This window comes from Nocardioides sp. YR527 (assembly GCF_900101045.1).
Taxonomy (GTDB): Bacteria; Actinomycetota; Actinomycetes; order Propionibacteriales; family Nocardioidaceae; genus Nocardioides.
On sequence record NZ_FNFN01000001.1, the window covers coordinates 398,692 to 417,249 of the forward strand.

Genomic DNA, 18,558 nt, shown 5'->3' on the forward strand with positions numbered 1-18,558 from the left:
ACCGACATCCTTTAAGCACCGTCCTGTGAGGCGGAGAAGGAGGTACGGCGTGCCGCTGCATGCCCACAAAGAAGCACTCCTCGTACTCGAGGATGGTCGATCGTTCCGGGGGGAGTCGTTCGGCGCCGAGGGTGAGACCTTCGGCGAGGCGGTCTTCTCCACCGGTATGACGGGCTATCAGGAGACGCTGACCGACCCGAGCTACCACCAGCAGGTGGTCGTGATGACCGCGCCGCACGTCGGCAACACCGGCGTGAACGACGAGGACCCCGAGTCCCGCCGGATCTGGGTCGCCGGGTACGTCGTCCGCGACCCTGCCCGGGTCTCCTCCAACTGGCGTGCCCAGCGCACCCTCGACGACGACCTGCGTGACCAGTCCGTGGTCGGCATCAGCGGGATCGACACCCGCGCCCTGACCCGCCACCTGCGCGAGCGTGGCGCGATGCGCGTCGGGATCTCGACGATCGAGACCGACCCCGAGGCCCTGCTGAAGAAGGTGCTCGCCTCCGCCGAGATGAGCGGTGCGAACCTCTCCGACGCGGTCAGCACCGCCGAGGCGTACGTCGTCCCCGCCAAGGGCGAGAAGCGGTTCACCGTCGCGGCCCTCGACCTGGGCATCAAGGAGATGACTCCGGAGCGGATGGCCGAGCGCGGCATCGAGGTCCACGTCCTCCCGGCGACCGCCTCCCTCGAGGACGTCCTCGCGACGAACCCCGACGGGCTCTTCTACTCCAACGGCCCCGGCGACCCGGCGGCGACCACCGGCCAGGTGGAGCTGCTCAAGGCGGCGCTGGCCGAGAACATCCCCTACTTCGGCATCTGCTTCGGCAACCAGCTCTTCGGCCGTGCGCTCGGCTTCGGGACGTACAAGTTGAAGTACGGCCACCGCGGGATCAACCAGCCGGTCATGGACCTCACCACCCGCAAGGTCGAGGTGACCGCCCACAACCACGGCTTCGCGGTCGATGCCCCGATCGGCGAGGAGACGACGACCGACTACGGCATCGCGACCGTCTCCCACGTCAACCTCAACGACGACTGCGTCGAAGGCCTCGAGCTCAAGGACGCCGAGACGGGGAAGCTCAAGGGCTTCTCGGTCCAGTACCACCCGGAGGCAGCGGCAGGCCCGCACGATGCCGCCTACCTCTTCGACCGGTTCATCTCTCTCATGGCGAAGGAGGTCTGAGCGATGCCCAAGCGCGAAGACATCAAGTCCGTGCTCGTGATCGGCTCCGGCCCGATCGTCATCGGCCAGGCCTGCGAGTTCGACTACTCCGGCACCCAGGCCTGTCGCGTGCTGCGCGAGGAGGGGATCCGGGTCGTCCTGGTCAACTCCAACCCGGCCACGATCATGACCGACCCGGAGTTCGCCGACGCGACCTACGTCGAGCCGATCACGCCGGAGTTCGTGGAGAAGGTCATCGCCAAGGAGCGCCCCGACGCGCTCCTGGCCACCCTCGGCGGTCAGACCGCGCTCAACTGCGCGGTGGCGCTCGACGAGCGCGGGATCCTGGAGAAGTACGACGTCGAGCTGATCGGCGCGAGCATCGAGGCGATCCAGCGCGGTGAGAACCGCGAGCAGTTCAAGGAGATCGTCGCCGAGCTGGGTGGCGAGTCGGCCAAGAGCGTGATCTGTCACTCCGTCGAGGACCTGATCGCCGGTGCCGAGGTGCTTGGCTACCCGCTGGTCATCCGACCGAGCTTCACGATGGGCGGATCGGGCTCGGGCTTCGCGTACGACGAGACCGAGCTGCGACGCCTGGGCGGGGCCGGTCTCGCGGCCAGCCCGACCACCGAGGTGCTCCTGGAGGAGTCGATCCTCGGCTGGAAGGAGTACGAGCTCGAGGTCATGCGGGACCGCAAGGACAACTCGGTCATCGTCTGCTCCATCGAGAACCTCGACCCGATGGGCGTGCACACCGGTGACTCGATCACCGTCGCCCCGGCGATGACGCTGACCGACCGTGAGTACCAGAAGCTGCGCGACCTGGCGATCGGCATCATCCGCGCCGTCGGCGTGGACACCGGCGGCTGCAACATCCAGTACGCCGTCAACCCGGCCGACGGCCGGATCATCGTCATCGAGATGAACCCGCGCGTCTCGCGCTCCTCCGCGCTGGCCTCCAAGGCGACCGGCTACCCGATCGCCAAGATCGCCGCCAAGGTCGCCATCGGCTACACCCTCGACGAGATCGAGAACGACATCACCGCCGGGCCCAACGGCTCGACCGCCGCTTCCTTCGAGCCGACGCTCGACTACGTCGTGGTCAAGGTCCCGCGCTTCGCCTTCGAGAAGTTCCCGGGCGCCGACACCAAGCTGACCACGCACATGAAGAGCGTCGGCGAGGCGATGGCGATCGGCCGCAACTTCACCGAGTCGCTCCAGAAGGCCCTGCGCTCCCTGGAGAAGCCCGAGGCGGTCTTCGACTGGACCCAGGAGGTCGTCGAGCTCGACAAGCCGGCGCTGCTCGAGGAGATCAAGACCCCGACCGACGGCCGGCTCAAGCGGGTCATGGACGCGATCCGCGCGGGTGCGACCCCGGCCGAGATCTTCGAGTCGACCAAGATCGACCCCTGGTTCGTCGACCAGCTCTATCTCATCAACGAGATCGCCCAGGAGATCATCGCGGCGCCCGAGCTGACCGCCGACGTGCTCCGCTACGCCAAGCGGCACGGCTTCTCCGACTTCCAGCTCGGCAAGATGCGCGGCATGACCGCGGACGTGGTCCGAGGCGTACGCCACGCGCTGAACATCCGCCCGGTCTACAAGACCGTCGACACCTGCGCGGCCGAGTTCGAGGCACGTACGCCGTACCACTACTCCTCCTACGACGAGGAGACCGAGGTCGCGCCCCGGGAGAAGGAGGCCGTGATCATCCTCGGCTCCGGACCCAACCGGATCGGGCAGGGGATCGAGTTCGACTACTCCTGCGTGCACGCCTCCCTCGCGCTGAGCGAGGCCGGGTACGAGACCGTCATGGTCAACTGCAACCCCGAGACGGTGAGCACCGACTACGACACCTCCGACCGGCTCTACTTCGAGCCGCTCACCCTGGAGGACGTGCTCGAGATCGTCCACGCCGAGCAGCAGGCCGGACCGGTCGTCGGGGTCATCTGCCAGCTCGGTGGCCAGACCCCGCTGGGTCTCGCCCAGGCGCTCAAGGACAACGGGGTGCCGATCGTCGGCACCAGCCCCGAGGCCATCCACCTCGCCGAGGAGCGCGGCGCGTTCGGGCGAGTGCTCCACAAGGCCGGTCTGGTCGCGCCGAAGCACGGCATGGCCACCACGTTCAACGAGGCCCGAGAGATCGCAGCCGAGATCGGCTACCCGGTCCTGGTGCGCCCGTCCTACGTGCTCGGCGGCCGCGGCATGCAGATCGTCTACGACGACGAGGCGCTGCGCTCCTACATCGAGGCTGCGACCGAGGTCACCCCGGACAAGCCGGTGATGGTCGACAAGTTCGTCGACGACGCCGTCGAGATCGACGTCGACGCCCTCTACGACGGCACCGAGCTGTTCCTGGGCGGCGTCATGGAGCACATCGAGGAGGCCGGGATCCACTCCGGCGACTCCTCCTGCGCCCTGCCGCCGATCACCCTCGGCGCCGCCGAGGTCGAGCGCATCCGCGTGGCCACCCTCGCGATTGCCGAGGGTGTGGGCGTACGCGGCCTGCTCAACATCCAGTACGCCCTCGGCTCCGACGTTCTCTACGTCATCGAGGCCAACCCGCGCGCCTCCCGCACCGTCCCGTTCGTCTCCAAGGCGACCGCGACCCCGCTGGCCAAGGCCGCGGCGCGGGTGATGCTCGGGGAGTCGATCGCGGAGCTGCGTACCGCTGGGGTCCTCCCGGCCACGGGCGACGGGGGAGCGCTGCCGCCCAACCAGCCGATCGCGGTCAAGGAAGCGGTCATGCCGTTCAACCGGTTCCGCACCCCGGAGGGCCAGCAGGTCGACACGGTGCTCGGCCCGGAGATGAAGTCGACCGGCGAGGTCATGGGGCTCGACTCCGACTTCGGCCGCGCCTTCGCCAAGAGCCAGGCCGGCGCGTTCGGCCCGCTGCCGACCTCCGGCCGGATCTTCGTGAGCATGGCCAACCGCGACAAGCGCACCATGATCTTCCCGATCAAGGTGCTCGCCGACCACGGCTTCGAGATCTTCGCCACCGAGGGCACCGCCGAGGTGCTGCGCCGCAACGGCGTCGCCTCCCGGGTGATGCGCAAGCACTCCGCGGGCACCGGTCCCGACGGTGAGAAGACCACCGTCGAGCGGATCCTCGACGGCGAGGTCGACCTGGTCATCAACACGCCCAACGGCACCTCCAACGCGAAGTCGGCCCGGATGGACGGCTACGAGATCCGCACGGCGGCGATCGTCTCCAACATCGCCTGCATCACCACGGTCCAGGGTCTGGGGGCCGCGGTGCAGGGCATCGAGGCGCTGAGCCGCGGTGAGATCGACGTACGCAGCCTGCAGGAGTGGCGCGACGTCGTCGGCCACCACGACGGTGGGGTGTCCGCCACATGAGGCCCTACCGGACCCTGTTCGACAAGGTGCTGACGAAGACGGATCCGGAGCGTGCCCACCAGCAGGCGTTCGCCGCGATCCGTGCGGCCGGCCCGGCGCTGTCCAGGACGCGTACGCCGGGTTCCCCGGTCCACGCGATGGGACTCACCTTCCCGAACGTGATCGGCCTGGCCGCCGGCTTCGACAAGAACGCGGTCGGCATCGACGCGCTGGGCGGGCTCGGCTTCGGGCACGTCGAGATCGGCACGGTCACCGGGGAGGGGCAGCCGGGCAACCCCGCGCCGCGCCTCTTCCGGCTGCCCGCCGACCGCGCCGTGATCAACCGGATGGGCTTCAACAACGACGGCGCCGAGGCGGTCGCCGCCCGGCTGGCGAGCCGTCTGGAGCGCCGGGGCACGGCAGCCGGCGGACCGGTCCTCGGCATCAACATCGGCAAGACCAAGCTCGTCCCGGAGGACGACCAGGCGGCCGTCGAGGCCGACTACGCCAAGTCGGCCCGGCTGCTGGCCCCCTACGCCGACTACCTGGTGGTCAACGTCTCCTCGCCCAACACGCCCGGCCTGCGAAGCCTGCAGTCGGTCGAGAAGCTGCAGCCGCTGCTGGAGCACGTCCGCTCCATCGCGGACCAGGTCACCAAGCACCGGGTCCCGCTGCTGGTCAAGATCGCCCCCGATCTGGCCGACTCCGACGTCGTCGAGGTCGCCGACCTGGCCGGCGCGATCGGCCTGGACGGGATCATCGCGACCAACACCACCATCGGTCGCGAGCACCTCGCCTCGGCGCCTGACGAGATCACCGCGGCCGGCGCCGGCGGACTCTCCGGCGCCCCGCTCAAGGCGCGTGCCCTCGACGTCCTGCGGCTGCTCCGTAGCCGGGTCAGCCCCGAGATGACCCTCGTCGGGGTCGGTGGCATCACCACGGCCGAGGACGCCCGCGAGCGCCTCGCCGCCGGAGCCGACCTGCTCCAGGGCTACACCGGGTTCATCTACGAAGGACCCGGCTACGCCCGCCGGATCGCGAACGGGGTGGCTCGATGACGTTCGGTGCTCGCTACGCCGCCGCCCTCGCCGAGCGGGGGAGGCTCTGTGCCGGGATCGACCCGCACGCCTCCCTGCTCCTCGACTGGGGCCTCGACGACGACGTCGCCGGCCTGGAGAGGTTCGCCCTGACCGCGGTCGAGAGCCTGGCGCCCTACGTCCCCGTCATCAAGCCGCAGAGCGCCTTCTACGAGCGCTTCGGCTCCCGTGGCGTCGCCGTGCTGGAGCGGGTCATCGCCGAGTCGAAGGCCGCCGGTGCGCTGGTGCTCCTCGACATCAAGCGCGGCGACATCGGCTCCACCAGCCAGGCGTACGCCGACGCCTACCTCGATCCGACCAGCCCGTTGGGCGCCGACGCGGTGACGGTGAGTCCTTATCTCGGGTTCGGCTCGCTGACGCCGTTCGTCGAGACCGCCACGAAGTTCGACGCCGGGCTGTTCGTCCTCGCCCTGACCTCCAACAAGGAGGGACCCGAGGTGCAGCACGCGACGGTCGAGGACGGCCGCAGCGTCGGCCGGGTCATGCTCGACCACCTGCGCCGGCTGAACGAGGCCGAGACCCCGCTGGGCTCCTTCGGTGCGGTCGTGGGGGCGACGATCGACGGCGCGGACGGTGCTGGGGTGGCGTACGACTTCGGCTTCAACGGTCCCATCCTGGCGCCGGGCTTCGGTGAGCAGGGCGGCACCCCGGCCGACCTCGCCCGGATCTTCGGTGCCGCCAACGCCCACGTGGTCGCCAGCACCAGCCGTGGACTGCTCCGCAAAGGCCCGGACGTGGCCGCGCTGCGCGACGAAGCGCTGCGGCTGCGCGACACGCTCGGCTGAGGGCTGTTCCTTCATCAAGGTACGTAGTCGAAGGGACACATCCCGTGCGGAGCTCCGCACGGGATGTGTCCCTTTCCCTGCATCCCTTGATGAAGGACCCCACCCCACCCCTGCGAGACTGGCCCGATGACCAGTCTCCGGATGGCCGCCCAGCTCCTCGTCATGCCGATCCTCGCCACGGGTCTGAGCTCGTGCGGTGATCCGATCGACGACTACTGCGAGTCCCTCACGGGCCACCAGGAGCAGCTGACGAACACCCTGGGGGAGGACGGCACCGGCGGGCTGATCGCCGCCCTGCCGATCTTCGAGGACCTCGAGCGCAACGCGCCCGACGACATCGCGAAGGACTGGAAGACCCTCACCACCGCGATCTCGGGCCTCAGCACGGCTCTGGAGAACGCCGGCGCCTCGGCCGACGACTTCGAGAACGGCGAGCCGCCCGAGGGCGTCAGCGAGGCCGAGGCGAAGAAGATCGCCGAGGCGGCCACGAAGGTGAGCAGCACGAAGACGCAGGAGGCGTCCGTACGTGTCCAGCAGCAGGCCCGGGACGTGTGTCACACGTCCTTGACTCTGTGAACCGAATGGACACCAGATAGGCGACCCCGATTGCCGCCCCGGCAACGTAATGGCTAGATTGGCGCGAGCGCTTACTTTCAGCGCTCAGCCGGGGGGCGAGATCCCTGTACCGCGCGACCCGGTTGCCCTGTCGACTACACATCTGATCGTGAAAGGGAGTCTTCGTGGCTCTGCCTCCGGACATCACCCCTGAACAGCGCGCTGCCGCGCTCGTCAAAGCCGCGGCCTCGCGCCAGGAGAGGGCTGCTGTCAAGAACAAGGTCCGCACTGGCGGCATGTCCGTCCTCGAGGTCATCGAGGAAGGGAAGAAGAACGAGGTCGTCGGCAAGATGAAGGTCATCGACCTGCTGACCTCCCACCCCGGCCTCGGTGAGGTGCGGGCAACCCAGATGATGGAGCGTCTCGGCATCGCGATGAGCCGCCGTGTGCAGGGCCTCGGCCCCAAGCAGGTGGCCGCGCTGGTCGAGGAGTTCGCTCGCCGATGAGTCTGATGACGGACGAGAAGACCCCGGCCGGCGCCGGCGAGGGCCACGAGAAGCGACTGGTCGTCCTGGCCGGTCCGACCGCGGTCGGCAAGGGCACCGTCGCAGCGGCGGTGCGCGACGACCACCCCGAGGTCTTCTTGTCCGTCTCGGCCACGACCCGCAAGCCCCGGGCGGGCGAGGTGCACGGGGTGCACTACCTGTTCGTCTCCGACGAGGAGTTCGACGCGATGATCGCCGGTGGCGAGCTGCTGGAGTGGGCCACGGTCCACAACCTGGCGCGCTACGGCACCCCTCGCGGCCCCGTCGACAAGGCGCTGGCCGAGGGGCGCCCGGCGATGCTCGAGATCGACCTGCAGGGCGCCCGGCTCGTGCGCGAGACCATGCCCGAGGCCATCTTCGTCTTCCTGGCCCCGCCGACCTGGGACGAGCTCGTACGCCGGCTGGTCGGTCGAGGCACCGAGACCGAGGCCGAGCGGGAGCGTCGCCTGGAGACCGCGAGGGTCGAGCTGGCGGCGGAGAAGGAGTTCGACGTCACGATCGTGAACCACGAAGTTCATCAGGCAGCCGATGAGTTGGTAACCTTGATGACGCTCGGGCTTCCGAGCAAGAAATCCGACCAAGCCGACAAGTGAGGCTCACGTGGCTGCCCCTCAGATCGACGCCCAGGGCGTGACCAACCCCTCGATCGACGACCTGCTGACGAAGACCGACAGCAAGTACAAGCTGGTTCTCTACAGCGCCCAGCGGGCTCGCCAGATCAACGCCTACTACTCCCAGCTCGGCGAAGGCCTCCTGGAGTACGTCGGCCCCCTGGTCGACACCCACGTTCAGGAGAAGCCCCTCTCGATCGCGCTGCGCGAGATCAACGAGGACCTGCTGACCTGCGAGGACATCGACCCGGCCGAGCTGGCCGCCCAGGCCGCGGCTCAGGCCGCTGCTGCCGAGGCGCCTGCCGCCGACGCCTGATCGTTCAGGTCTTCAGCTGTCCACCAACAGCACCACTCCGGCCGCTCCCCTCGAGGGGGAGCGGCCGCGCGTGGTCCTAGGGGTCGCCGGCGGCATCGCCGCCTACAAGGCGGCCGAGCTGCTACGCCGGTTCACCGAGTCCGGCCATGACGTGACCGTGGTCCCCACGGCCTCCGCCCTCGAGTTCGTCGGCGCCCCCACCTGGGCGGCGCTGTCGGGCAAGGAGATCGCCACCGGCGTCTTCGAGAACATCACCGAGGTCCCGCACGTGCGCATCGGCCAGCAGGCCGACCTCGTCGTGGTCGCACCCGCGACCGCCAACACGCTCGCCCGCGCGGCCCACGGCCTCGCGGACGATCTGCTCAGCAACGTACTGCTCACCGCGCGCTGCCCGGTCGTGTTCGCCCCGGCGATGCACACCGAGATGTGGGAGCACCCGGCGACCCAGGCCAACGTCGCCACTCTGCGCGAGCGCGGCAACATCGTCATCGAGCCCGCCGAGGGCCGGCTGACCGGCAAGGACACCGGCAAGGGCCGCCTGCCCGAGCCGGCCGAGATCTTCGAGCTCTCCCGTGCCGTCCTCACCCATGGCGGGCGTGCCGACCTCGTCGGTCGCCGTGTCGTCGTCTCGGCCGGCGGCACCCGGGAGTACCTGGACCCGGTCCGCTTCCTCGGCAACCGCTCCTCCGGGCTCCAGGGCTATGCCATCGCCCGTGCCGCGGCCGCCCGGGGTGCCGAGGTGACCCTGGTCGCCGCCAACGTGACCCTGCCCGACCCGGCCGGCCTGAAGGTCGTACGTGTCGGCACGACCGCCGAGCTGCGCGACGCCGTGGTCTCCGCGGCCACCGGTGCGGACGCGGTCGTCATGGCTGCCGCCCCTGCCGACTTCCGGCCGACCGGGGTGAGCGAGTCCAAGATCAAGAAGGCCGCCGACGGGTCGGCGCCGACGATCGAGCTCGTGCAGAACCCCGACATCCTGGCCGAGATCTCCCACCACCGGACCAAGCCGGGTCAGGTCGTCGTGGGGTTCGCGGCCGAGACCGGCGACGCGACCGGATCGGTGCTCGAGCTCGCCACGGCCAAGCTGAAGCGGAAGGGCTGCGACCTGCTCGTCGTCAACGACGTCAGCGGCGGCGCGGTCTTCGGCAGCGAGGTCAACAAAGCGGTCATCCTGGGCGCCGACGGAGGACACGTCGACGTGGCCGAAGGGGCGAAATCAGCCCTCGCAGAGGTGATCTTGGACCAGATCTCCTTACGCCTGGATGAACAACGTACAAACTGAACGACACGCCACGCGCCACGATGAGGACCACCCCTGTGGTCCTGGGGTTCGGGGTCTATGTTTGTCGACCAGAACGATTGACGTTTATCTGCTTGAACAACCACACGAACCTGTGAAACGGAGCTACACGTGACCGGACGTCTCTTCACGTCGGAGTCGGTGACCGAGGGGCACCCGGACAAGATCGCCGACCAGATCAGCGACACCGTGCTCGACTACCTGCTCGAGCACGACCCCAAGAGCCGGGTGGCTGTCGAGACCCTGCTCACCACCGGCCTGGTCGTCGTCGCCGGCGAGGTGACCACCGACGCCTACGCGCCGGTCGCCCAGCTCGTGCGCCAGAAGATCCTCGACATCGGCTACGACTCCTCCCTCAAGGGCTTCGACGGCCACTCCTGCGGCGTCCAGGTCGCCATCGGCGCCCAGAGCCAGGACATCGCCCAGGGCGTCGACACCGCCGAGGAGCACCGCCTGGACAGCTCGGTCGACGAGCTCGACCTCCAGGGTGCCGGTGACCAGGGCCTGATGTTCGGCTACGCCTGCGACGACACGCCCGAGCTCTTCCCGCTGCCCATCAAGATGGCGCAGACGCTGGCCGAGAAGCTGACCGAGGTCCGCAAGGACGGCACGCTGGACTACCTGCGTCCCGACGGCAAGACCCAGGTCACGATCGAGTACGACGACGAGAACAAGGCCGTCCGCGTGGACACCGTCGTCCTCTCGACCCAGCACTCCGAGGAGACCAGCCAGGAGCAGCTGCACGCCGACATCAAGAAGTACGTCATCGAGCCGGTGCTCGAGCAGTTCAAGTCGTCGGTCCCCTTCGACGGCTACAAGCTCCACATCAACCCGACCGGCCGCTTCGTCGTCGGTGGCCCGATGGGCGACGCCGGCCTGACCGGCCGCAAGATCATCGTCGACACCTACGGCGGCATGGCCCGCCACGGCGGCGGCGCCTTCTCGGGCAAGGACCCGTCGAAGGTCGACCGGTCGGCTGCGTACGCCATGCGCTGGGTGGCCAAGAACATCGTCGCCGCGGGCCTGGCCCGTCGCGCCGAGGTCCAGGTCGCCTACGCCATCGGCAAGGCCCAGCCCGTCGGTGTCTTCGTGGAGACCTTCGGCACCCACACCGTGCCCGAGGCCAACATCCAGAAGGCCGTCCTGGAGGTCTTCGACCTGCGCCCGGCCGCCATCGTGCGCGACCTCGACCTGCTGCGTCCGATCTACGCCAAGACCGCTGCGTACGGTCACTTCGGCCGCGAGCTTCCCGAGTTCACCTGGGAGCGCACCGACCGCGCCGACGCGCTCAAGGCTGCCGCCGGCGCCTGATCCACCGCACCCCCGTATTCGCCGAGTCGGCGCGTTCTGACGCGCCGACTCGGCGTGGTTTTTGGTCAGGACGAGCCGACTCGGCGCTCTGTCGGCGCGGGCTGGTAGGAATGTCGGTTGTGAGCCGGGGACCGCAGGAGGCAGCCGGGGCAGCAGAGCTGGAGCTGCCCGGGCTGGTTCGCGACCGGGTCAAGGAGGGCCGGGCGAAGGCCGCGGCGACGCGGGCGCGGAAGGCCGCGGAGGCACAGGTCGCCGACGTCGATCCGGTCGCCAAGGTCCTGGTCGACCTGCCGATGGCCCACCTGGACCGGCCCTTTGACTACGCGGTCCCGGCCTCGATGGCCGAGGAGGCCCAGCCCGGGATCCGGGTCAAGGTGCGGTTCGGTCCCAAGGACGTCGACGGGTTCGTCGTGGCGCGGGCCGAAGGCTCCGAGCACGCGAACCTGCAGCCACTCAAGCGGGTCGTCAGCTCCGAGCCGGTGCTCACGCCGCAGGTGGCGGCGCTGAGCGAGTCGGTCGCCCGGCGCTACGCGGGTGCCCGTGCCGACGTGCTCCGGCTGGCGATCCCGCCCCGGCACGCCTCGACCGAGAAGGAGCCCTCAGCGGTTGCCCCGGCCGGGCGGCCCTTCGACGCCGCCGCCGCGGCAGCGGCGTGGGCGGGTCACGAGCCGGCGGCCGCGTTCCTGCGACATCTGGCATCCGGCGGGGCGCCGCGCGCGGTGTGGCACGCCGCGGCCGGCACCGACCATGCCGACCTGATCGCTCATGCCACCGCGACGACGCTGGCCTCCGGACGCGGCGCGCTGGTCGTGGTGCCGGACTGGAAGGACCTTGCCCGCCTCGACACCGCGATGACGAAGGTGCTGGGGCAGGGGCAGCATGCCGTGCTGGCTGCCGACGCCGGGCCGGCCTCGCGCTACCGGGAGTTCCTGCGGGTCGCCCGGGGCACGGTGAAGGTGGCGATCGGCACCCGCGCGGCCGCCTTCGCTCCGGTGCACGACCTCGGGCTGGTGGTCGTCTGGGACGACGGCGACGACCTGCTCGCCGAGCAGCGCTCGCCCTACCCGCACGCGCGTGACGTGCTGCTGCTGCGGGCGGAGCAGGAGCAGGCGGCTGCCCTGGTCGGTGGCTTCGCGCGCACCGTGGAGGCAGGGTTCCTGGCCGAGACCGGCTGGGCGCAGGAGATCCGTCCCACCCGGGCGCTGGCCCGCGAGCGGGTGAGCATCGAGATCACCGGCGACACCGACTTCGACCTCGAGAAGGACCCGCTCACCCGGGCCTCCCGGGTGCCTCGCGAGGCCCACGAGATCATCCGGGCGGCACTGACCACCGGCCCTGTCCTGCTGCAGACGCCGCGGCGCGGATACGCGGCCTCGCTGGCCTGCGACCGGTGCCGTACGCCGGCCAGGTGCTCGGCCTGCCAGGGGCCGCTGCAGCTCGGCGGGCCGGCCGCGCCGCCGACGTGCGGCTGGTGCGGTCACGTCGAGGCGGCCTGGGCGTGCGGAGCCTGCGGCGGGTTCGGGCTGCGGGCGCCGATCATCGGCGAGGCGCGCACGGCCGAGGAGATGGGTCGCTCCTTCGCCGGGGTCCGGGTGGTGACCTCCTCGGCGGGGGCGGTCAAGCAGACGGTGCCGGGCACCCCGGCGATCGTGGTCGCGACCATCGGCGCCGAGCCCGTCGCCGAGGGCGGCTATGCCGGGGTGCTGCTGCTCGATACCTGGCTGCTGCTGGGGCGGCCGGATCTGCGTACGGACGAGGAGGCGCTGCGCCGCTGGAGCAACGCCGCCGGACTGGTGCGGCCCGGTGGGCGGGTGCTGGTCGTCGGTGACCCGGCGCTGTCGGTGCTGCAGGCGCTGGTGCGCTGGGACCAGCCCGGGTTCGCCCAGCGCGAGGCGGCCGCCCGGCAGGAAGCGCACCTCCCGCCGGCGTCACGGCTGGCCACCATCACCGGCACTCCCGGAGCGCTCGACGACGCGCTCACCCTGCTGGCGCTGCCGCCGGGCGCGGAGGTGCTCGGACCGGTCCCCGCCGAGCCCACGTCGAGCGGTGAGCCACGGCTGCGCGCAGTCGTACGGGTGCCGCGATCCCTCGGAGCGAGGCTCACCGAGGCGCTCGGAGAGCTGCAGCGGGTGCGCTCGGCGCGCAAGCTCGACCCGGTGCGGGTCCAGGTGGATCCGCCGACGCTCTGACCCACGCTCGGCCGACGTATTGTGGTCCCGACACGCTCGACCACCTAGGAGAACAGTGGCAGTCCAGCCCATCCGACTCTTCGGCGACCCCGTGCTGCGCAAGCCAGCGATCGAGGTCGTCGACTTCGACAAGGAGCTGCGCAAGCTCGTTGCCGACCTGACCGACACCATGCTCGAGGCGCCTGGCGCCGGACTGGCCGCTCCGCAGATCGGAGTGAGCCTGCGGGTCTTCACGTGGTACGTCGACGGCCAGGTGGGTCACCTCATCAACCCGGACCTGACCCTGTCGGAGGAGACGCAGGACGGGGGAGAGGGCTGCCTGTCGCTGCCCGACATCACCTTCGACTGCCGCCGGGCCCTGTCGGTGGTGGCGAAGGGTTTCGACATGCACGGTGAGCCGGTCACCATCGAGGGCTCCGAGCTGCTCGCCCGGGCCATCCAGCACGAGACCGACCACCTCGACGGCATCCTCTTCATCGACCGGCTCGACGAGGCCGCGCGCAAGGCGGCGATGAAGGAGATCCGGGAGTCGGAGTGGTTCGGCCTGGAGAAGCCCACGGTGAAGGTCTCGCCGCACGCGACGAACGGGTTCGGGTTCTGATGAGGGTCGTCTTCGCCGGTACGCCCGAGGTGGCCGTCCCCTCGTTGAACGCGATCGCCGCCTCCCGCCACGAGCTCGTCGGCGTCGTCACCCGGCCCGATGCCGCCCAGGGGCGCAGCAAGCGGCTGGTGCCCTCGCCGGTGGCCCAGCGGGCCGAGGAGCTGGGGGTTCCGGTGCTCAAGCCGGAGCATCCCCGTGAGCCGGAGTTCCAGGCCGAGCTGAAGGCGCTGGAGCCCGACTGCTGCCCGGTGGTCGCCTACGGCGCGATGCTGCCGCAGTCGGCGCTGGACATCCCGCGGCACGGCTGGGTCAACCTGCACTTCTCGCTCCTGCCCGCCTACCGTGGCGCCGCTCCGGTGCAGCGTGCGGTCTGGGCCGGCGAGGAGATCTCCGGGGCGACCACGTTCCGGATCGTGAAGGCGATGGACGCCGGACCTGTCTTCGGCACCATGACGCAGGCGCTGGCGCCCGACGAGACCTCCGGGTCGCTCTTCGAGAAGCTCACCGAAGGCGGGGCCAGGCTGCTGGTGTCCACGCTCGACGGGATCGAGGACGGCTCCCTGGAGGCGCGCGAGCAGCCGACCGACGGGATCACCTACGCCGACAAGATCACCGTCGAGGACGCCCAGATCGACTGGACGCAGAACGCCGTGGCCATCGACCGGCAGGTCCGCGCCTGCACCCCCGCGCCGGGAGCCTGGACCCTGCTCGACGGCGAGCGGTTCAAGGTCGGGCCGGTCACCATGGCCGAGGACACGGCGGCTCCCGGGGAGCTGGTCGTCCGCAAGAACGAGGTCCTCGTCGGCACCGGCACCACGGCGGTCCGGCTCGGCCGGGTGAAGGCCTTCGGCAAGAAGGAGATGCCGGCGGCTGACTGGGCCCGAGGCGTACGTCTGGAGTCCGGTGTCACCTTCGAATAGGGCACAGCCGGGTAGGCGTCCGGGGGCCGGCCGGCGACCGCAGGGGAAGCCGCGTGGGGCCACCAAGCCAGCCGATCCCGCTCGCCTCGCCGCGTTCGAGGTACTCAAGGCGGTCCGGGTCGATGAGGCGTACGCCAACCTGGTGCTGCCCCACGTCCTCGGCCGCCTCGGACTGGAGGGCCGCGACGCGGCCTTCGCCACCGAGCTCGCCTCGGGGACGCTGCGGCAGCAGGGGACGTACGACGCCGTGCTGGCCGCCTGCATCGACCGGCCGCTGGCCAAGGTCGAGGCGAAGGTGCTCGACGTGCTGCGGCTGGGTGCACACCAGGTGCTGTCCATGCGGGTGCCTGACCATGCCGCGATCTCGACCAGCGTCGATCTGACCCGGTCGAAGGTGGGCCAGGGGCCGGCGGGATTCGTCAACGCCGTGCTGCGCAAGGTCACCCGCAAGTCCCTCGACGAGTGGGTCGCCGAGGTGGCGCCCGCGCGCGAGAGGGACCACGACGGCTGGGCGACGGTCGCCTTCAGCCACCCGCGCTGGGTCGTCGAGCGGCTCGCCGAGGCTGTCGGTCGTGACCAGATCGACGCGCTGCTCGAGGCCGACAACGTGCCGCCGTCGGTCACGCTGGTCGCCCGCCCCGGACGGGCGAGGACCGACGAGCTCGGCGGCACGCCGACGCCGTACTCGCCCTTCGGCGTCACGCTCGACTCCGGCTCGCCGGCCGGGATCGCCGCGGTCGCGGAAGGGCGGGCCGGGGTGCAGGACGAGGGGTCTCAGCTGGTGGCCATCGCTCTGGCCGAGGCCGACCTCGACGGGCCGGACTCCGGGACCGAGTCGTGGCTGGACCTGTGCGCCGGCCCCGGCGGCAAGTCGGCGCTGCTGGCCGCCCTGGCGGCACAACAGGGCGCCGTGCTGGTCGCCAACGAGCGTCAGCCGCACCGTGCCGGACTCGTCCTCGCCAACCTGACCGACCGGTCATCCGGCACGCACGTGGACGGGTCCGCAGGGGTCGTGGCCGGCGACGGGACCCGGCCGCCGTTCAAGGACGCGACGTTCGACCGGGTTCTCGTCGATGCCCCGTGCACCGGCCTGGGAGCGCTGCGCCGCCGGCCGGAGGCACGCTGGCGGCGGGCCACGACCGACCTCGACGTACTCGTCGACCTGCAGCGCTCCCTGCTCGACCGGGCGATCGATCTGACCCGGCCGGGCGGTGTCGTGCTCTACGCCACCTGCTCGCCGGTTCTGGCCGAGACCGAGGGCGTGGTGCGCAGGGTGCTCGAGGACCGATCCGATGTCGTCCTCGAGCCGATCGGTGCCACGGTCGGCACGGTGCCTGACAGCGCCGGGCCGATGGCAGGCACCGTGCAGCTGTGGCCGCACCGCCATGGCACCGACGCGATGTTCCTGGCGCTGCTGCGGCGCACCTCCTAGCGGGTCAGTCGGTCCACCTGAGCGAGCTCGCGAGCGCCTCGAGCTCGGCGTCGGTGGTGCCCTCCCCGCTCTGGACGCTGATGAAGATGTCGCCGTGGAGCGGGGTGATGTAGGACCCCGAGCGGGGGCCGGCCTTGTCGCCGCTCTTGCTCCAGTCCGGGTAGTCCTCCGCCGGGCGGATCACCAGGCCGGCCACACCGCCGTCCTCGGACGTGCAGGATGCCTTGTCGTCGATCAGGTACCACTCGCACGTCCAACCGGGTGGCTGCGCGACGGGAACCTCGTCGACGAGCCCTACGCGCGCGCCTTGGGTGGCGATCGTGACGCCGGGATAGTCCTCGAGGAGCGTGTCGTTGCTCCATTTCTGCTCGACCGCGCCGGCCGGTCCGGACAGGACGATGGTGAAGCCGGTCCCGGCGCCCGGGCGAGCGCTGGCGGTCTGGATGGTGATGTCCATCGTCTTGGCCTCGTCGTTGGTGACGACCTGTCCGGTGACCCCGTCGCCGAGGTCGAGGCTCTGCCCTGAGGCGAGGGGTGCCGTCGAAGCCGACGCCGACGGTGCGCCGGCAGCGCCGAGGGGAGCCTGGTCGACCGCGGTGGTGGTCAGGAGCTGAGAGAGCCCCAGCCCACCTGTGGTGAATGCGCCGACGGCCGCAGCGGCGCCGACGGTCACGGTGATGCGCCGGCGGCGCCGGATGCGTGAGCCCGCGCTGATCGCGCCGGCCGAGATCCGGGCGTAGTCGGGGTGCTGGTCGGCGACACGCTCGTGCAGTGCCGTACGGAAGGTGTTCTCCGGGTCGTTCATCGGGTGGTCCTCTCCGGGAAGATGTCCGCGACCAGCGGGCGCAGCCGTTCCAGGGCACGCTTCGAGCGGGTGCGGACCGCCGTCTCGGTCAGTCCGAGATCGGCAGCGGTCTGGGACACGGATCGGTCCTCCCAATAGCGTGCGACGAGCACGGCCCGGTCGGTCGGCGACAGCCGCTGGAGGGCGGCAAGCAGGTCGATCCGGGCGCTGGGGTCGGCATCGCTGCCCGGATCGTCCGGCAGCGTGGAGGTCGGCATCTCGGCGTTGCGCCGGAGCCGTCGGTGGGAGATGAATCCGTTGAGGAGCACACGTCGCGCGTAGGCCGCCGGGTTGTCCGCCCTGCTGACTCGCCGCCAGGAGGCGAAGACCCGGGCGTACGTCGTCTGGGTCAGGTCCTCGGCCAGGTGATGGTCACCTGTCAGCAGCAGCGCGGTGCGGTAGAGGGCGCCGCCCGTCGCGTGGACGAAGTCGGCGAACTCCTCGGCGGGGGTGCTCGCGGTCGATGTGCTCACAACCTCTCGACGCCTCGGCCTGAGGTCCACGTGACACCCCCGTGCGGATTCGGATGAGCGAGTTTCGGGTCACCGCATCATCGCAGCGCCTACGCTGGCGAGCATGGCCAAGTCATCCCCGTCGGTCGAGATCGAGGTGGACAACCGCGTCGTCCGGATCTCCAACCCGGACCGGGTCTACTTCCCTGAGACCGGGGCGACGAAGCTCGACGTGGCGCAGTACTACCTCGCCGTCGGCCCCGGCATCGTCAACGCGCTGTGGGAGCGGCCGTGCATGCTGCACCGGTTCCCCAAGGGCCTGGCCGGGCCGAAGGTGCACCAGAAGCGGCTGCCGCAGGGGGCTCCCGACTGGATCGAGACCGTACGCCTCTACTTCCCGCGCTGGGGCCGCACAGCGGACGAGCTCTGCGTGACCGAGCTCGGTGCGGTGATCTGGGCAGTGCAGATGTCGACGGTCGAGTTCCACCCCTGGAACAGCCGCCGCGAGGACACCGAGAAGCCCGACGAGTGGCGTATCGACCTCGATCCCGGTCCGGCGTGCCCGTTCTCGACCGTGCAGACAGTGGCAGGAGTCGTACGCGAGCTCCTCGACGAGCTCGGCGCGGTCGGCTACCCGAAGACGAGCGGTGGCTCCGGGATGCACGTCTATGTCCGGATCCCGGCCGAGCACGGGTTCGCTGACGTACGCCGCGCCGCGCACGCGTTCGCCCGGGAGGTCGAGCGCCGGGCACCGAAGCTCGTCACCACCGCCTGGTGGCGCAAGGATCGCGACCCGGCGCAGCTCTTCGTCGACTACAACCAGAACACTCGAGATCACACGATCGCCTGTGCCTACTCGATCCGCGGCGTCGCCGACGGCCGGGTCTCCACCCCGATCACCTGGGAGGAGACCAAGGACGTCGACCCACGTGAGTTCACGATGCGTACGGTGCCGGCACGGTTCGCGGAGATCGGCGACCTGCACGCCGACATCGACGACCATCCGTTCTCGATCCAGCCGCTGCTCGAGTGGGCCGACAGGGACGAGCGCGACGGCGCCGAGACACCACCCGAGCCCGACGACGCCGGGTGAGCC

The 18,558-nt window shown here is 70.5% G+C and carries 17 protein-coding genes; 15 read left to right on the forward strand and 2 right to left on the reverse strand.

Annotated elements, in window-relative coordinates:
* Positions 1 to 49 precede the first annotated feature (49 nt).
* The 14 genes from carA to BLT25_RS01935 all read left to right on the forward strand — a co-directional run bounded on the left by carA (position 50) and on the right by BLT25_RS01935 (position 16,166).
* Positions 50 to 1,186 carry a glutamine-hydrolyzing carbamoyl-phosphate synthase small subunit gene (gene carA / locus BLT25_RS01875; protein ID WP_091041314.1) on the forward strand — a complete coding sequence of 379 codons (1,137 nt, stop codon included), beginning with the start codon at positions 50 to 52 and terminating at the stop codon, positions 1,184 to 1,186.
* Between the two features lie 3 nt (positions 1,187 to 1,189).
* Complete coding sequence (carB, locus tag BLT25_RS01880) at positions 1,190 to 4,525, forward strand: carbamoyl-phosphate synthase large subunit (protein ID WP_091041316.1); 3,336 nt, start codon at positions 1,190 to 1,192, stop codon at positions 4,523 to 4,525.
* The gene (locus BLT25_RS01885; protein ID WP_091041318.1) at positions 4,522 to 5,562 is read left to right on the forward strand and encodes a quinone-dependent dihydroorotate dehydrogenase; all 1,041 of its coding nucleotides are present in this window, start codon (positions 4,522 to 4,524) and stop codon (positions 5,560 to 5,562) included. The genes carB and BLT25_RS01885 overlap by 4 nt, the downstream gene beginning before the upstream one ends.
* A complete protein-coding gene (gene pyrF, locus BLT25_RS01890; protein ID WP_091041319.1) occupies positions 5,559 to 6,386 on the forward strand; it encodes an orotidine-5'-phosphate decarboxylase in 828 nt (275 codons plus the stop codon). Before BLT25_RS01885 ends, pyrF begins: the two co-directional genes overlap by 4 nt.
* A 126-nt stretch (positions 6,387 to 6,512) precedes the next feature.
* Positions 6,513 to 6,962 (forward strand): hypothetical protein, encoded by a 450-nt coding sequence (locus BLT25_RS01895; protein WP_091041321.1) that lies wholly within the window; start codon positions 6,513 to 6,515, stop codon positions 6,960 to 6,962.
* A gap of 164 nt (positions 6,963 to 7,126) precedes the next feature.
* On the forward strand, positions 7,127 to 7,447 hold the full coding sequence (mihF, locus tag BLT25_RS29670; RefSeq protein WP_168381123.1) for an integration host factor, actinobacterial type: 321 nt from the start codon (positions 7,127 to 7,129) through the stop codon (positions 7,445 to 7,447).
* Complete coding sequence (gene gmk, locus BLT25_RS01900) at positions 7,444 to 8,079, forward strand: guanylate kinase (protein ID WP_256328405.1); 636 nt, start codon at positions 7,444 to 7,446, stop codon at positions 8,077 to 8,079. Before mihF ends, gmk begins: the two co-directional genes overlap by 4 nt.
* A 7-nt stretch (positions 8,080 to 8,086) precedes the next feature.
* The gene (rpoZ, locus tag BLT25_RS01905) at positions 8,087 to 8,413 is read left to right on the forward strand and encodes a DNA-directed RNA polymerase subunit omega (RefSeq protein ID WP_091041322.1); all 327 of its coding nucleotides are present in this window, start codon (positions 8,087 to 8,089) and stop codon (positions 8,411 to 8,413) included.
* 70 nt (positions 8,414 to 8,483) lie between these two features.
* The gene (gene coaBC / locus BLT25_RS01910) at positions 8,484 to 9,695 is read left to right on the forward strand and encodes a bifunctional phosphopantothenoylcysteine decarboxylase/phosphopantothenate--cysteine ligase CoaBC (RefSeq protein WP_091041324.1); all 1,212 of its coding nucleotides are present in this window, start codon (positions 8,484 to 8,486) and stop codon (positions 9,693 to 9,695) included.
* Positions 9,696 to 9,824: 129 nt separating this feature from the next.
* Complete coding sequence (gene metK, locus BLT25_RS01915; RefSeq protein ID WP_091041325.1) at positions 9,825 to 11,024, forward strand: methionine adenosyltransferase; 1,200 nt, start codon at positions 9,825 to 9,827, stop codon at positions 11,022 to 11,024.
* A gap of 119 nt (positions 11,025 to 11,143) precedes the next feature.
* On the forward strand, positions 11,144 to 13,213 hold the full coding sequence (locus tag BLT25_RS01920) for a primosomal protein N' (RefSeq protein ID WP_256328406.1): 2,070 nt from the start codon (positions 11,144 to 11,146) through the stop codon (positions 13,211 to 13,213).
* 55 nt (positions 13,214 to 13,268) lie between these two features.
* Positions 13,269 to 13,814 (forward strand): peptide deformylase, encoded by a 546-nt coding sequence (gene def, locus BLT25_RS01925; RefSeq protein WP_091041329.1) that lies wholly within the window; start codon positions 13,269 to 13,271, stop codon positions 13,812 to 13,814.
* Positions 13,814 to 14,734, forward strand: a complete 921-nt coding sequence (gene fmt / locus BLT25_RS01930; RefSeq protein ID WP_091041330.1) for a methionyl-tRNA formyltransferase — start codon at positions 13,814 to 13,816, stop codon at positions 14,732 to 14,734. The genes def and fmt overlap by 1 nt, the downstream gene beginning before the upstream one ends.
* Entirely contained in the window at positions 14,718 to 16,166 is a 1,449-nt protein-coding gene (locus BLT25_RS01935) for an RsmB/NOP family class I SAM-dependent RNA methyltransferase (RefSeq protein WP_091041331.1), read from the forward strand. Before fmt ends, BLT25_RS01935 begins: the two co-directional genes overlap by 17 nt.
* 4 nt (positions 16,167 to 16,170) lie before the next feature.
* On the opposite strand, the gene BLT25_RS01940 is transcribed toward BLT25_RS01935, so the two are convergent.
* Complete coding sequence (locus BLT25_RS01940; protein ID WP_091041333.1) at positions 16,171 to 16,971, reverse strand: hypothetical protein; 801 nt, start codon at positions 16,969 to 16,971, stop codon at positions 16,171 to 16,173.
* The gene (locus BLT25_RS01945; protein WP_091041334.1) at positions 16,968 to 17,483 is read right to left on the reverse strand and encodes a SigE family RNA polymerase sigma factor; all 516 of its coding nucleotides are present in this window, start codon (positions 17,481 to 17,483) and stop codon (positions 16,968 to 16,970) included. The genes BLT25_RS01940 and BLT25_RS01945 overlap by 4 nt, the downstream gene beginning before the upstream one ends.
* A 103-nt stretch (positions 17,484 to 17,586) precedes the next feature.
* Here BLT25_RS01945 and ligD point away from each other — a divergent pair, with 103 nt between their 5' ends.
* Entirely contained in the window at positions 17,587 to 18,555 is a 969-nt protein-coding gene (gene ligD, locus BLT25_RS01950) for a non-homologous end-joining DNA ligase (RefSeq protein WP_091041336.1), read from the forward strand.
* The last annotated feature ends 3 nt before the right edge of the window (positions 18,556 to 18,558 follow it).